This window comes from Kitasatospora sp. NPDC018619, assembly GCF_044391605.1.
Lineage (GTDB): Bacteria > Actinomycetota > Actinomycetes > Streptomycetales > Streptomycetaceae > Kitasatospora.
The window spans coordinates 141,819-157,062 of sequence record NZ_JBISAI010000002.1 but is presented as its reverse complement, the minus strand read 5'-3'; the positions used below and the strand labels follow the sequence as shown (position 1 = coordinate 157,062).

Here is a 15,244-nt window from a genome sequence, read left to right as displayed (position 1 = left end):
CCGCAGGCCCTGCTGTTCGCCCGCCCGTCCCCGCCCGTCAGGCCTCCGTAGGGTCGGTGTTCGCCGGGGGCCAGCAGGCTTGCACCCTCCGTCGACTCCCCCCTTCCGAAGGGTAGCCACCGTGTCGCGTTCGCTCCGTCGCCTGCTGCCGCTCGCCGTCGCCGTCGCGGCGGTGCCCGTGCTCGCCCTGCCGGCCCTCCCGGCCGGGGCGGCCGGCTACGGCACCCCGACGATCACCTTCTCGGCCGGGTACCTGTCCGGCGCGGTCGGCGCCACCGGCGACCCGACCGTGACCGTGACGGTCGCCCAGTCCGGCGCCCCGGCCGCGGACCTGACCGTCGCCGCCTCCGCCACCACCCGCAGCGCCGTGGCCCGCACCGGCGACGTCACGGTGAGCGGCACCGGCACCACCCGCACCCTGGCGGTCGCCGCCCGGGGCGTGGGCTACGCCGACCTCACCGTCAAGGTCACCGGCCTCGGCGGCAAGTCCGCCACCCGCACCCTGCACTACGCCGCCTCCCCCGCCGTCCAGTCCTCCGCCGCCAGCCGCTACCTGACCGGCTCCAGCGACGCCTCGGCGGCCGTGGACGCGGGCGGCGGCTACCTCGTGGTCGGCGACGACGAGTCCAACACCCTGCGCCTGTACGACCGCTCCAACTCCGGTGCGCCCATCCGCACCTGGGACTTCAGCTCGGCCCTCGGCGTCTCCAAGGAGATCGACATCGAGGCCGCGACCCGGGTCGGCGACACCATCTACTGGACCGGCTCGCTCGGCAACAACAAGGACGGCGTGGTCAAGCCCGACCGGCACACCGTCTTCGCCACCACCGTCACCGGCTCGGGCGCCGACACCCGGCTGACCCTGGCCGGCCAGTACCACGGCCTGCGCGACGACCTGATCGGCTGGGACGACGCCCACGGCAAGCGCTACGGCTTCGCGGCCGGCGCCGCCGACGGCCAGGCCCCCAAGCAGGTCGACGGGTTCAACGTGGAGGGCCTGGAGTTCGCGCCCGGGAGCACCAGCACCGCCTACGTCGGCTTCCGGGCGCCGCTCACCCCGGCCGTCACCGGCGGCCGGGCGCTGCTCGTCCCGGTCACCAACTTCGCGTCGCTGCTGAACGGCTCGGCCGCCCACGCGACCTTCGGCGACCCGATCGAGCTGGACCTCGGCGGGCTGTCCGTCCGCGACATCCGCCGCAACGGCCTGGGCCAGTACCTCATCGTGGCCGGCTCCTGGGCCGCCGAGGACAACTCCGCCCCGTACGCGCTGTACCGCTGGAACGGTCAGCCCGGCTCCGCGCCGACCAAGCTGATCGACCTGCCGACCGGCGACTACGGCGCCTGGGAGGCCGTCCCGGACGTCCCGGACCTGGACGCTCCCGGTGCCCGCGCCCAGCTCATCACCGACGACGGCTCCGCCGACCTCTACGGCGACGGCACCGCCGCCAAGGACCTCACCCACCCCGAGTGGAAGAAGTCCCGCAGCACCTGGTTCACCCTGAACTGAGCGCGCCGGGGCCCTTCGGCACACCGCCGGAGGGCCCCGGCCCCCGCCTCCCGGTCAGAGCTCGACCAGCACCTTCCCGCGGCTGGCCGCACGGTCCAGGTAGAGGCCCCGGTAGGCCGCCGGGATGCTGTCGAAGCCGCGGTGCACGGTCTGCTGGTACGTCACCTGCCCGCTGCGGACCAGGGCCCCGAGGTCCCGGTGCAGCGCGGCCCAGTTCTCCTCGGTGAACCACTCCAGCGAGAAGATGCCGCGGATCGTGGCCCGCGGGAACATGACCAACGGCAGCAGCCGCGGCCCCGTCCAGTCCCCGCCGACCTGGCTCCCCCACTGCCAGCAGACGGCCACCCTGCTCTCCACCGCGAGCATCCCGAAGACCACGTCGGTGAGCGCCCCGCCGAGGCTGTCGAAGTAGCGGTCGACGCCGTCCGGCGCGAGCTCGGCCAGCTCCCTCTCCAGCCGCTCCGGCTCGTCGCCGTCGCGGTAGAGCAGCACCCCCTCGAAGCCCAGCTCCCGCAGCCGCTCCGCCTTCTCCGGCGTCGCCGTGGTGCCGATCACCCGGGCGCCCCGGTGCCTGGCCAGCTGCCCCACCAGCGAGCCGACCGCCCCGGAGGCCCCGCTGACCAGCACGGTGGCCCCCGGGCGCACGTCGAGGAACTTGTCGACCGTCCCCCAGGCCGTCATCCCGGGCCCGCCCAGGATGCCCAGCGCGGTGGACAGCGGCAGGGCCTCGTCGTAGTCGGCCGGGTCGAGCCGGCGGAAGGCCGGGAAGACCATCGGGAAGGTCCCGGTCTGCCAGAGCCGGGGCTCGCCGTTGCTGACCAGGTGGGTGCGCCAGCCGCCGAAGCCCTGCACCAGGTCGCCGGGCGCGAAGCGCGCGGCGGGCCCGGCCTCCAGCACCTCCATGACGGAGTCCGCGCCCATGTGGTCCCCGATCGGGGTGTCCAGCGCGATGCCCTGGAGGTACGGGTCGACGGAGACGTACCGGGTGCGCAGCAGCATCTCGTCCGGTGCGAGCCGGACGTCGAGGTCCTCCACAACCTTCCGGTACACGCGTTCGACGTCCGGCACGCCGTCCGCGTGCTCCTGGACGACCCACTTCTCGATCCTCACGACGTGACTCCAAACTGCCGGGCGGTGGGGCCTACCGGTTCGATGAGCAGGGTGGGCGGCGGTGCACTGTCGTCCACCTCCGCGGTGAAGGGCCTGCCGTCGTCCCGGCAGATGAACTGGACGACGTGCCGGCCGGCCGCCGCGGCCCGGATCAGGCCGCCGGTGGTGGCCCAGACCCCGGAGAGGTAGAAGTTCGCCAGGCCGGGCAGCCCCGGGCCGTTGCGCTTGATCTCCTCCTCCAGCGTCTCGCCGCTCTCCACGAAAGGCTGCCAGCCGAGCACCGTCCCGTCGTAGTTGCCGGTGTAGCGGACCTGGGTGAGCGGGGTGGAGACGTCCTTGACGGAGACCGCCGCCCGCAGCCCGGGGTGGTGGCCGTCCAGGAAGTCCACGATGGCGTCCCGCACCCGGCGCTTCTCCCGCTGGTACTCCCGCCCCCGGCCGACCGGCAGGGTGTGCAGTTCCTGGCCGCGACGGGTCCGGGGCTCCTGCTCCGGCCCGGTGCTCAGCTCCCGCCAGGGCCCGATGTCGCAGAAGTAGCTGGCGTACACCACGGTGGTGTCGGCGGGCGACAGCTCCGGGTAGTGGCGGCTGCGGAACTGGACGTTGATGCTCGGGTGCCGGATGCCGGTCAGCCGCGCGGCGACCTCGTCCTCCAGCAGGTAGGTGGTGCACGGGTCCCCGGCCGGGAAGGGCCGGCGCAGCCCGAGGAAGACGGTCACGTAGCCGGGGAAGACCATGCCCGGCTCGGTGATGGTCTGGGTGTACAGCCGACGGTAGGTGTCGCTCAGGTAGCGGCCCTTGAGCAGGTCCATCATGGTGGTCCGGCCGTCGCAGGCGGCCACCACGATGTCGGCCCGCACCTCCTGGCCGTCGCTCAGCCGCACGCCCACCGCCCGGTCGCCCTCGACCAGGACCTCGGTGACTTTGCTGTTGTACGTGATCTCGCCGCCCAGCCCGCGGTAGCGCCGCTCGATCGACTGCGCCAGCCCGAGCGAGCCGCCCTCCGGCACTCCGGCGGACTGCCCGGCGTGGCAGGCCAGTTGGAAGTAGTTGGGCAGCACCGGGAAGTTGGGGTGCTTCTCGTACAGGATGAAGTTGAACGCCTCGCGCAGCAGCGGGCTCCGGAACCGCGCCGAGTAGTCGCTCATCAGCACGGTGATCGAGCGCCGGATCACGTTGAAGTACGGCAGGAAGGACGCCAGCATCCGCATCCGTTCCCACCGGCCCATCAGCCCGACCGGCTTGAGGAAGGGGTAACGGGCCAGCGCGAGGCGGAACTTGCGCAGCCCGGCGCAGAACTGCCGGATCTGCCGGGCGTCCTCCGGGGCCAGCTCCAGCAGGTGGGCCTCCAGCCGGTCCGGGTCGGAGTAGAAGTAGACCGCCCCGCCGTCCCGGGTGCGCACCACGTTGAAGACGTCGAAGTTGCGCATCCGCTTGCCCTGCAGCGCCCCGAGTTCGAGCCAGATCTGGTGCATCTCGTTGCCCGGCCCGCTGCCCAGCAGCCAGCTGACGCAGCAGTCGAAGGTGAACTCGCCGCGGTCCCAGCCGGTGCAGCAGCCGCCGGGGATCTCGTGCATCTCCAGGATCCGGGTGCGGTAGCCGTTCATCTGCGCGTAGCAGCCGGTGGACAGCCCGCCGAGCCCGCCGCCGATGATGACCATGGTCTGCCGGCCGCTGGTGGTCGTCCCGTTCACTCCGGCACTCCTACGGTGGCACGGTCGAGTTGCGGCAGGCGGCCCCACTTGCCCGCGTGCCAGGGTTCCCGGTTGTCGCTGGGCCAGGCCCGGAACGGCCGGCCGAGCTCCTGGCAGAGGTACTGGGCGGCGAACCGCCCGCTGGTGGCGGCCCGGATCAGCCCGCCGAGCGCCGTCCACTGGCCCGCCATGGAGAAGCCGCTCAGGCCGGGCAGCCGCATCCGGTCCCGGTTGACCAGCCGGTTGGCGGCGTCCTCGGCCTCGGAGAAGGCCTGCCAGGCGAGGATGCTGCCGTAGGTGTTGCCGGTGAACCGCTCGGTGGTCACCGGGGAGGCGACGTCCACGAGTTCGATCCGCCGGCCGAGCCCGGGGTAGGTCCGCTCCAGGAACTCCCGGACGAACGCGGCGACCTCCTGCTTGCGCGCCCGGTAGGCGCGGCGGTCTCCGGTGCGCAGGTCCTTCCAGAACCGGTAGTCGCTGAAGTAGGTGCAGTGCAGCACCGACTTGCCGGCCGGCGCGAAGCCGTCCGCGTAGGAGGACCGCAGCTGGACGACCAGGCTGCGCTGGAGCGAGCCGGGCAGCCGCCCGCTGTCCTCGGGGGCCAGCAGGTAGGTGGTGCTGTGCGGCTCGCCCTCGGGCAGCGGGCCGTCGATGCCGACGAAGGCGGAGACCACCGCCGGGTACAGGTTGCCCGGCTTGTCCAGCAGTTCGCCGTACAGCTTCTCGGTCGCGGGGCTGGAGTAGCGCCCGTCCAGCAGCCGGTCGAGCACCGTCGGGCCGTCGCAGGCGGCCACCACGTGGTCGGCGAAGTGCCGTGAGCCGTCCTTGAGCTCCACCCCGATCGCGCGCCCGTCCTCGATCAGCACGCGCGCCACCCGGCAGCGGTATCCGATCGTCCCGCCGAGCGAGGTGTAGCGCTCCTCCACCGAGCGGGCCAGCCCCAGCGAACCGCCCTGCGGGAAGCCGGCGTTGCCGTTGTGGGCGGCGGCCAGGGTGTAGAGGTACGGCAGCAGCGGGAAGCCCTCCGGCTCCTGGAGGAACATGTTGGGGAAGGCCCGCCGCAGCAGCGGGTCCTGGAAGCGCTCGGCGAAGCCGCTCATCGGGGTCGTCGCGGTGCGCCAGAACAGCCGGAAGGCGGGCAGTACGGTGCGCAGGGTGCGCAGCCGTTCGGCCGTGGTGCGCAGCGGCGGCGGGGTGAGGTCCCAGGGCAGTTCGATCGCGACGTAGCGGCGCAGGTCCCGGCAGAAGGCCCGGATCGGCTTGGCGTCGCCGGGCGCGATGGACAGCAGGTGGGCCTCCAGCCGGTCCGGGTCGCCGTAGAAGGTGACGGCCCGGCCGTGCTCGTCGACCACCCGGTTGAAGGTGTCGAAGCGGGTCACCGACTTGCCGTCCAGGGCTCCGAGTTCGCTCCAGACCTGGTGCGCCCCGGTGCCCTCGGCGGTGCCGATCAGCCAGTCGATGCAGTAGTCGAACAGGTAGCCGTGCCGGGACCACGCGGTGCAACAGCCGCCGGGCAGCACGTGCTTCTCGAAGATCCTGGTCTCCAGGCCGCTCATCTGCGCGTAGCAGCCGGTGGCGAGGCCGGCCAGGCCGGCCCCGATCACGATCACCCGGGGCGGGCCGTCGGCGGCCCGCTCCCTGGTGGTCCAGTCCGGCCCCCGGTCAGCCGCGGCCATCGGCGGTGCCTCCGGCCAGGATGGCGCCCGCCAGTTCGGCGTTGCGGGCGGCGAACTCCCCGTCGAGCATCTCGGCGTGGGTGCCGTGCCCGACGTACACCGCGGTTCCGGCGCTGGAGGCGCCGTGCCAGGACCCGGGCTCGCCGCCCACGTGGACGGAGAGCCGCTCGCGTTCGCAGACCACGTCCACCTGGGCCTTCAGCGTGCCGGTGTTGGGCGTCCGGCTGCTGAACTCCAGGTAGTCCCGGGCCTGTTCGAGGGTCTCCCGGGCAACGATCCGCGAGCCGGTGTGCCGGTGCAGGTGCTCGTGGAGTTCGCGCTCGAAGACGGCCAGGTGCTCCTCGCCGAGGTCGAAGGCCTCGGTGACCCGGTAGGCGTCCAGCATCAGCACCGAGGCCACCGTGCGGCCGCGCCGCTCCAGCTCCTTGGCCACCTCGAAGGCGAGGTTGCCGCCGAGCGAGTAGCCGAGCAGGACGTACGGCCCGGGGGCGTGCAGCTCCTCCACCAGGTCCGCGTACCGGACGGTCTTGTCGTCGCCGGTCAGGTAGTTGAAGGACGCGATCCGGTGCTCCGGCAGGTGCGCGGCGAGCTGCCGGTAGACCAGGCCGTGGCCGCCGGCGGGCGGGAAGCAGAACACCGTGCGGTCCGCGGGTGCCTCGGCGTTGAACCAGAGGTGTGACTCGCCGCCGGCCACCTCCCCGGTGATGATCTGCTCGACGGTGCGGGCCATCCCGTGCAGGGTGGTGACCTTGAACAGCAGCCCGACCGGGATGCTGATGTTGAACTCGCGCTGGAGGTGGTGGATCAGCTCGATGAGCCTGATCGAGCTGCCGCCGAGTTCGAAGAAGTCGTGCTGGAGGCCGACTTCGTCCAGGCCGAGCAGGTTCCGCCAGTGCTCGGCGACCCTCGTCTCGTAGAGCGTGACGGGCGGTTCGTGCTGGGCACCGGAGGTGTCGGCCTTCGGCTCGGGCAGGGCTGCGACGTCCACCTTGCCGTTCGGGGTGAGGGGCAGGGCGGGCAGTTCGGTGAGGTAGGAGGGGATCATCACGGTGGGCAGGTGCTCGGCCAGGTGGCGGCGCAGCTCCCGGCGGTCCAGCGAGGTCCCCTCGGCGGGCACCACGTAGGCGGCGAGGACGGCCTCGCCCCGGGCGTCCTGGCGGACCGCCACGCAGGCCTGGGCGAGCTCCGGGCGGGCGGTGAGGTGCGCCTCGATCTCGCCGAGTTCGATCCGGTGGCCGCGGACCTTGACCTGGTTGTCGATCCGGCCGAGCAGGTGCAGGGTGCCCCGGGCGTCCCAGTGGCCGAGGTCCCCGGTGCGGTAGAGCCGCTCGGGCGTTCCGTCGAGGTCCACGGTGACGAAGCGCCGGGCGGTCTGCTCCGGGTCGTTGGGGTAGCCGGCCGCGACGCCCGCGCCGCCGATCCACAGCTCGCCGGGCACGCCCACCGGGACGGGCTCGCCGTACGGGTCCAGGACGTACACCGCGCTGTTCGGGAACGGCCGGCCGATCGGCACCATCCGGCCGGGCTCCCGGGGGTCGGTGGTGCCCTCGAAGTAGGTGCTGTCGACGCTGGCCTCGGTCAGCCCGTAGGAGTTGACCAGCCGGGTGCGGGGGCCGCACAGGGCGCGCACCCGCTGGTGCTCGGCGGCCTTCCAGGAGTCGGAGCCGACGACCAGCAGCCGCAGGAAGTCCAGCGTCAGGCCCTCGCGCTCGCAGTGGGCCAGCAGGGCGCGGGCCACCGCCGGGACGAACTCGCCGCCGTCCACGGCCTCCTCGCGCATCACCCGGTAGAGCCGGGCGGTGTCGAAGAGCAGCTCGCGGTCGACCAGGACGAGGGTGCCGCCGGTGCTGAGCGCCCGGGCGAGGTCCCCGGAGAAGACGTCGAAGGCGGTGCCGGCCATCTGGAGGTGCACCCGGACCTCGGTGTCCAGCCGGTACTCGGCGCGCCAACCGGCCGTGACGGCGGCCAGGTTGCGGTGGTCGACCCGGACGCCCTTCGGGCGGCCGGTGGAGCCCGAGGTGTGGATCAGGTAGGCGGCGCGGTCCGGGTCGGCGGGCGGCAGCTCCACCGCGTCCCCGGCGGGCCGGTCCAGCTCCTCCAGGGTGACCGGCTCGGCGGGCAGGTCGGCCGGCAGCGGGCGCCGCTGGTCGACCACCACCAGGGCCGCTCCGGCGTCCGCCACCTGGTGGGCGAGCCGGTCGGCCGGGTGCCCGGGATCGAGCGGCAGGTAGGCGGCACCGGCCCGCCAGATCGCCAGCAGGGTGCTGATCAGCTCGGGCGACTTCTCCAGGCAGACCGCGACCACCGAGCCCTCGCCGACGCCGAGTTCGCGCAGCCGTACGGCCGCGTTGCGGGCCTGGCGGTCCAGTTCGCGGTAGGTCGTGCGGCGGGCGCCGTCCCGGCCGGGCGCGACCACCGCGACGGCCTCCGGCCGCTCGGCGGCGGCCTTGGCGATCAGCTCCGGCACCGTGGTGCCGTGCTCGATCCGCCGCTCGGCGCCGCTGAAGGCGGTGAGGATCTCCCGCCGTTCGGCCCCGTCCAGCATCCGCAGCCGTCCGACCGGCTCGCCCTCGGCGGCGCGGGTCATGGCGTCCAGCAGGTTGCGGTAGTGCGCGGCCAGCCGCCGGACGGTGGCCGGCTCGAAGAGGTCGGAGTTGTACTTGAAGACGCAGTGGAAGCAGCCGTCCGCGCGGTCCTCGTAGGCGGACAGCGTCAGGTCGAACTGCCCTTCCTCCTCCGGGAGTTCGATGTACTCCAGCCGGTAGCCGAAGCGCTCCACGGCGACCTTGTGGGTGAGCAGGATGAACATCGCCTGGAAGACCGCGGAGCGGCTCGGGTCGTGCTGCAGCCCCAGCTGCTCGACCAGCAGCGGGAAGGGGTACTCCTGGTTGTCCAGCCCGCCGAGCACGCTCTCCCGCACCCGGGTCAGCAGCTCGGCGACGGTCGGCTCGCCGGCCAGGCTCACGTGCAGCGGCAGCGGGTTGACGAAGTAGCCGTAGACGGAGGCGAACTCCTCCTCGGTGCGGCCGGTGACGGGGCTGCCGACCACGATGTCCGGCTGGCCGGACCAGCGGTGCAGCAGCAGGTAGTAGGCGCCGAGCAGCACCATGAACGGGGTGGCGCCGTGGGCGCGGGCCAGCTCGTGGACCCTCGCGGAGAGGTCCGCGTCGAGCCGGAAGAACTCGGAGGCCCCGTTGTGGGTCTGCACGGGCGGCCGCGGCTTGTCGGTGGGCAGCGCCAGCACCGGCATCTCGGCGGGCAGGTGGCCGCGCCAGTACTCGAGCATCCGCCGGGCCTCGGGCCCGGCCAGGAAGCGGTTCTGGCGGTTGAGGAAGTCCAGGTAGCGGGCGGGCACCGGGGGCAGCTCCGGGGTGCGGCCCTGGCGGAGCGCCTCGTAGACCTCGAACAGCTCCTCGATGAAGGTGAAGGTGGAGATGGCGTCCGAGACGATGTGGTGGACGGCCTTCATCAGCACCCAGCGGTCCGGCCCGCGCCGGAACAGCCGCAGCCGTACCAGCGGGTCCTCGGCGAGGTCGTACGGCCGCCGGTACTCGCGGACGATCAGGTCGTGGATCTCCTCCCACGGCCGGCCCTCGACGTCGAACAGCCCGGTGTCGGCCTCGGCCTCCTCCCGGATGCGCTGGACCGGGCGCCCCTCCTCGGCGGTGAAGGCGGCGCGCAGCTCGGGGTGCCGGGCGACCAGGAAGCGGAAGGCGTCGAACACCAGCTCCGGGTCGAGCTCCGCGCGGACCTCCACGGCGCCGCCGATGTTGTACGCGAAGCCGTCCGGGTGCAGCAGGCGCAGGAACCAGAGCGCCTGCTGGTTGTGGGTGAGCGGGAAGCGGGACTCGTCGGTGTAGAGCTCCACCTCGGCCTCGGCCGGGCCGCCGTCGGCGAGGCGCCCGGCCAGGCCCTCGACGAGCAGCTCGACCAGGTCCCCGACGGTGCCGTTGCCGAGCAGGGCCACCACCGGCAGGGCGACGCCGAGTTCGCCGTGCACCCGGGCGCGCAGCTCCATCGCGAGCAGCGAGTCCAGGCCGTGGGCGCCGAGCCTGGTCTCGGCGTCGATCCGCTCGGCGCCGATCCGCAGCACGGCCGCGGCGGCTGCGGTCAGCCGCTCGGTGACGAGCTCCCGGCGGGCGGACGGGTCCGCGGCGCGGTAGGCGTCCAGGAAGCCGCCGGTCTCGACCGGGGCCTGCTCGGCGGCGCTGGCCGCCAGGTCCGCGACCAGCGGCGGCGGCGCCGGGTACCAGGCGAGGAAGGTCGGCCAGTCGACCACGGTGGCGACCAGCAGCTGGGCGCGGTCCTGGCCGAGGACGCGCTCCAGGACGGCCGTTCCGGCGTCCGGCGGCAGCGAGCTCATGCCGCGGGCGTCGCGGTAGTGGGCGACGAGTCCCAGCTCCTCGATCATGCCGGTGGCCCACGGGCCCCAGTCCAGGCTCAGCCCCGGCAGGCCCTCGGCCCGGCGGTGGTGGGCCAGCGCGTCCAGGAAGGCGTTGCCGGCCGCGTAGTTGGTCTGCCCGGCGGTGGTGAGCAGCGAGGCGACGGAGGCGAACAGCACGAAGTGGTCGAGCGGTTCGTCGCGCAGCAGCCGGTGCAGCAGGTGGCCGCCGACGACCTTGGGGGCGTAGCAGGCGTCGAAGGCCGGGCGGTCCATCTGCGCCAGCAGGGTGTCCTTGACCTGCCCGGCGAGGTGGAACACTCCGCGGATCGGGGGGAGTTGGCGCTGCCGGTAGTCGGCGAGCCAGTCCGCGAGGGCGGCCTCGTCGGTGACGTCCACCGGGGCGAGCAGCGGCTCGGCGCCGAGCGCCTGGAGTTCGCGCAGGAAGGCGATCCGCTCGCCGACGGGGGTGTCGGGGGCGGCGGACGCCCACGCGGCGCGCTCGGGCAGGGCGGTGCGGCCGACCAGGATCAGCCGCCGGGCGCCGCGCCGGACGAGGGTGCGGCAGAGCAGCCGGCCGAGGGCGCCGAAGGCGCCGGTGACGAGGTAGCTGCCGTCCGGGCGCAGCACCGGGGGCAGCGGGCGGGTGAGGCCCTCGGCCTGCCGCAGCCGGCTGGTGAGCCGGCGGCCGGCCCGCAGGGCGATCTCCTGCTCGTCCCGCGCGGCTAGCTCGGCGAGCAGCGCCTCGGCCTGCCCGGCGGCGTCGACGGCCGGGTCGAGGTCGATCAGGGTGCCGCGCTGGGCGACGAGCTCCTGCTGCCACAGCACCCGGCCGATGCCCCAGGCGGGGGCGCCGAGCGGTTCGACGCGGTCGCCGGGGGCGGCGGGCTGGGTGCCCCGGGTGACGATGTGCAGCCGGCCGTCCGGGCGGGCGGCGGGCAGGGCCTGGGCGAGGGCGATCAGGGAGTAGGCGCCGAGGGTCGCGAGCGGGCCGAGGCGGTCGGCGGTGGTGGCGGCCAGGGCGGGCTGGTCGAGGTTCCAGAGGTGGACGACGGTGCCGAAGCCTGGGTCGAGGTCGGCGAGCAGCCGCCGTACGTCCTCGGCGGAGTCGGGCCGTACGGTGGTGCGCTGCCCGTCGTGCCGGTACTCGGTGCCGGGCCGGACGAGGTGGCAGCGGGCGCCGCGTTCGGCGGCCAGGGCCGCCAGCCGGTCGCCGAGGCCGCCCTCGTCGGAGAAGACCAGGAGGTCGCCCGGGGCCTCGTCGGCGGTCGGCTCGGCGGCGGCGACCCAGTCGACCTCGGTGAGCCAGCCGTCGATGGTGGCCAGGCCGACGGAGGCCGGGGCCTGGGCGACGTCGGCGGCCCGGAAGCCGGTGACCCGGCCGACCGGGGTGCCGTCCTCGGCGTAGAGCGCGAGGTCGCCGACGAGCTCCTCGCCGCTGTCCCGGGTGACGGTGGCGTGCACCCACAGCGGGCGGTCGCCGATCGCGTCGAGCCGGACCTCGGCGATCGAGACGGGGAGCCGGACGCTGCCGCCCTCGGGCAGCTCCAGCCGGGTGGTGAGCAGGGTCTGGAAGCAGCCGTCCAGCAGCACCGGGTGCAGGTGGTGGTCGGCCGCGTCCGGGCCGAGCCCCTCCGTCGGCCGGAGCCGGGCGAGCGCCTCGCCGGGGCCCGTCCACACCTCGGCGATGGTCCGGAAGGCGGGCCCGTAGTCGTAGCCGCGCTCGGCGAGCTGCCGGTAGCAGTCCGGGCCGTCGAGGTGCCGGCCCCGGGCGCGCAGGGCGTCCACGTCCAGTGCGGGCCCGTAGGAGCGGCGCTGGCCGGTGCGGACCCGGCCGCCCGCGTGCACGGTCGGCTCGCCGCCGGCGGGGGTGGAGGCGATGGTGAAGCGGGCGTCCTCCGGCGCGTAGCCGAGCTGGACGGCGGGGGGCTCGGCCTCGGAGAGGAACAGCGCCCGGTTGAGCTCGACCTCGGCCAGCGTCACCTCGGTGCCGCCGGTCAGGGTGCGGACGGCCTGGGCGGCCATCTCCAGGTAGCCGGCGGCCGGGAAGACCACCTGGCCCTCGATCCGGTGGTCGGCCAGGTAGGGCAGCCGCTCCGGGTCGAGCGCGCCGGTCCAGCCGGGCTGGGCGCTCGCGGTGCGGCGGCCGAGCAGCGGGTGGTCCAGCCGTCCGAGCCGGACCTGCTCGACCGGCTTGGGCTCCACCCAGTACCGGTCGCGCCGCCACGGGTAGGTCGGCAGCGGCACCGGGCGGCCGCCCGGGTGCAGCGCGTCCCAGCTCAACTCAACGCCGAGGGTGTGCAGTTCGGCGAGGCTGCGGGCGAAGCGCTCGGGTTCGTCCTGCTGCCGGCGGATCGACGGCAGGGTGTGGGTGCGCTCCGCGCACTCGCGGATCGCATGGCCGAGCACCGGGTGCGGGCCGAGTTCGAGGAACAGCGTGTGCCCGTCCTCGGCCATCCGCTCGACGGCGGCCCGGAACCGCACCGGGTTGCGCACGTTCTGCCACCAGTACGCGCCGTCCAGCTCGGGGCCGCGGGCGAGGCCCTCGCGGGCGGTCAGGTAGAGCGGCAGCCGCGCCTCCTGCGGCTTGATGGCGGCGAGGGAGGCCACCAGCTCGTCCCGGATCGGGTCCATCCGCACGCTGTGGTAGGGGACTTCCACGTCCAGCAGCCGGGCGAAGACACCCTGTCGGCTCAGCTCCTCGGCCAGCTCGCCGAGGGCCTCGGCGTCCCCCGCCAGGGTCACCGCGGAGGGGCTGTTGACGGCGCCGAGCGAGACCTGGGAGCGGTACGGGCGGATCCGGCGCTCGGCCTCGGCCTCCGGCAGGCCGACGGCGAGCATGGTGCCGGTGCCGGCCAGGCGCTGCTGGAGGCGGCTGCGGGCGAGCACCACCCGCACGGCGTCGGCCAGGTCGTACACCCCGGCCTCGTGGAAGGCGGCGACCTCGCCGGTGCTGTGGCCGACCACCGCGTCGGGGCGCAGGCCATGGCTGCGCCAGAGCGCCGAGAGGCCCACCTGGACGGCGAAGTTGGCGGGCTGGGCCAGCCAGGTCTCGGCCATCCGGGAGTCCGCCTCGTCGCGCTCCAGCTCGGTCAGCAGCGACCAGCCGGCCTGGGCGCGGATCTCCCGGTCGACGGCCTGCACGGCCTCGCGGTAGACCGGCTCGTCCGCGTACAGCCCCCGGCCCATCCCCCACCACTGCGGGCCCATGCCGGTGAACACCCAGGCCAGCCGGCGCCGGCGGCGCTCCAGGGCGCGGCCCCGGACCACCCGCGGGTGCTCCTCGCCGCGCTCGTACGCGGCCAGCGCCTCGTCCAGGTCCTCCCGGGTGGAGTAGACCACACCGAGGCGCTCGGGCAGGTGCTGGCGGCGGTGCGCCAGGGTGTGGCCGAGGTCGGCCAGGGACGTCCCCTCGGCGAGCTCCCGCCGTACGGCGGCGGCCAGTTCGGGCAGCCCGGCGGCGTCCTTGGTGCTCAGCGGCAGCACCGTGCGGGCCGGCTCGGCCACCGGTGCGGCGGGCGCGGGCCGGGGCGGCTCCTCCAGCAGGACGTGGGCGTTGGTGCCGCCGAAGCCGAAGGAGTTGACGCCGGCCCGGGCCGGGCCCCGGTGCTCGGGCCAGTCCGTCGGGGCGGTCGGGATCTCGAAGGGCAGCGCGTCCAGGTCGATGCCGGGGTTGGGCCGCTCCAGATTGAGGTGCGGCGGGATCCGGCGGTGCTTGATCGCGAGCGCGGTCTTGATCAGCCCGGCGACGCCGGCCGCCGCCTCGGTGTGGCCGATGTTGGTCTTGACCGAGCCGACGTAGCAGCGGTCGCCGGCGCGGCGGCCGATGCCGAGCACCCGGCCGAGGGCGGCCGCCTCGATCGGGTCACCGACCGGGGTGGAGGTGCCGTGCGCCTCCACGTACTGGAGGCTTCCGGGCAGCACCCCGGCGTCGGCGCAGACCCGCTCGATCAGGGTGACCTGGGCGTCCGCGCTGGGGACGGTGATGCCGTTGGTGCGGCCGTCCTGGTTGACGCCGGTGCCGAGGATCACGGCGTGCACCGGGTCCCCGTCGCGCAGGGCGTCGGAGAGCCGCTTGAGCACCACCACGCCGACGCCCTCGGCCCGGACGTAGCCGTCGGCCGAGGCATCGAAGGCGCGCGAGCGGCCGTCGGCGGAGAGGAAGCCGCCCTTCGTCTCGGCGATCGTGTACTGCGGCGCCATGTGCAGCAACGCGCCGCCCGCCAGGGCGAGTTCGGTCTCGCCGCGGAGCAGGCTCTGGCAGGCGAGGTGGACCGCGACCAGCGAGGAGCTGCACGCGGTGTCGATCGAGACGCTGGGCCCGCGGAAGTCGAAGCAGTGCGAGATCCGGTTGGACACCATCGTCATCATGGTGCCGGTGGCGGTGTGCGCCGCGATGGTGTCGAACCCCAGGTCGGCGAACTGGAGGATCTTCCAGTCGAGGGTGAACGCCCCCATGTAGACGCCGACCTCCCGGCCGGCCAGGTCGCCGGGGCGCAGGCCGCCGTCCTCCAGGGCCTCCCAGCTGACCTCCAGGAGCTTGCGCTGCTGCGGGTCCATGTGCTCGGCCTCGCGCGGGCTGATCCCGAAGAAGTCCGGGTCGAAGGTGTCGAAGCCGTCGACGTAGCCGCCCCGGCCGCCGATCAGCCGCCCCGGCTTGGCCCGGTCCCTGCTGCCCAGGGTGCCGGTGTCGTAGCGGTCGGCGGGCGTCTCGGTGAGACAGTCCCGGCCCTCGATCAGGTTGCGCCAGTAGGAGCGGTGGTCGTTGGCGTGTCCCGGTAGGCGGCAGCCGATACCGGTGATCGCGATGCGTTCGCGGGGCACGGCGAAGGGCGAGGAGGTCATGATCCATTCCGGGGGTGACGGCGTGGCGCCG

5 protein-coding genes are annotated in these 15,244 nt (G+C 74.1%); 1 reads left to right on the top strand and 4 read right to left on the bottom strand.

Annotated features, from left to right (window positions below; genetic code table 11):
- Positions 1-121 precede the first annotated feature (121 nt).
- Positions 122-1,507, top strand: a complete 1,386-nt coding sequence (locus ACH5AR_RS03265) for a hypothetical protein (protein ID WP_396299672.1) — start codon at positions 122-124, stop codon at positions 1,505-1,507.
- A gap of 54 nt (positions 1,508-1,561) precedes the next feature.
- Here the strand turns inward: ACH5AR_RS03265 and ACH5AR_RS03260 are convergent, their stop codons facing one another.
- Genes ACH5AR_RS03260 through ACH5AR_RS03245 form a run of 4 tightly spaced genes read right to left on the bottom strand, consistent with a single transcriptional unit; the run spans position 1,562 to position 15,213 of the window.
- A complete protein-coding gene (locus tag ACH5AR_RS03260; RefSeq protein WP_396299671.1) occupies positions 1,562-2,617 on the bottom strand; it encodes a zinc-binding dehydrogenase in 1,056 nt (351 codons plus the stop codon).
- The gene (locus tag ACH5AR_RS03255) at positions 2,614-4,278 is read right to left on the bottom strand and encodes a phytoene desaturase family protein (protein ID WP_396299970.1); all 1,665 of its coding nucleotides are present in this window, start codon (positions 4,276-4,278) and stop codon (positions 2,614-2,616) included. Before ACH5AR_RS03255 ends, ACH5AR_RS03260 begins: the two co-directional genes overlap by 4 nt.
- Before the next feature lie 29 nt (positions 4,279-4,307).
- A complete protein-coding gene (locus ACH5AR_RS03250; RefSeq protein ID WP_396299670.1) occupies positions 4,308-5,987 on the bottom strand; it encodes a phytoene desaturase family protein in 1,680 nt (559 codons plus the stop codon).
- Positions 5,974-15,213, bottom strand: a complete 9,240-nt coding sequence (locus ACH5AR_RS03245; protein ID WP_396299669.1) for an amino acid adenylation domain-containing protein — start codon at positions 15,211-15,213, stop codon at positions 5,974-5,976. The genes ACH5AR_RS03250 and ACH5AR_RS03245 overlap by 14 nt, the downstream gene beginning before the upstream one ends.
- Positions 15,214-15,244: the final 31 nt, after the last annotated feature.

Bases quoted from the DNA above. Each gene is read 5' to 3' on its own strand.
- ACH5AR_RS03255 (WP_396299970.1), bottom strand. From the start codon at position 4,278: ATGGTCATCATCGGCGGCGGGCTCGGCGGGCTGTCCACCGGCTGCTAC.
- ACH5AR_RS03250 (WP_396299670.1), bottom strand. From the start codon at position 5,987: ATGGCCGCGGCTGACCGGGGGCCGGACTGGACCACCAGGGAGCGGGCC.
- ACH5AR_RS03245 (WP_396299669.1), bottom strand. From the start codon at position 15,213: ATGACCTCCTCGCCCTTCGCCGTGCCCCGCGAACGCATCGCGATCACC.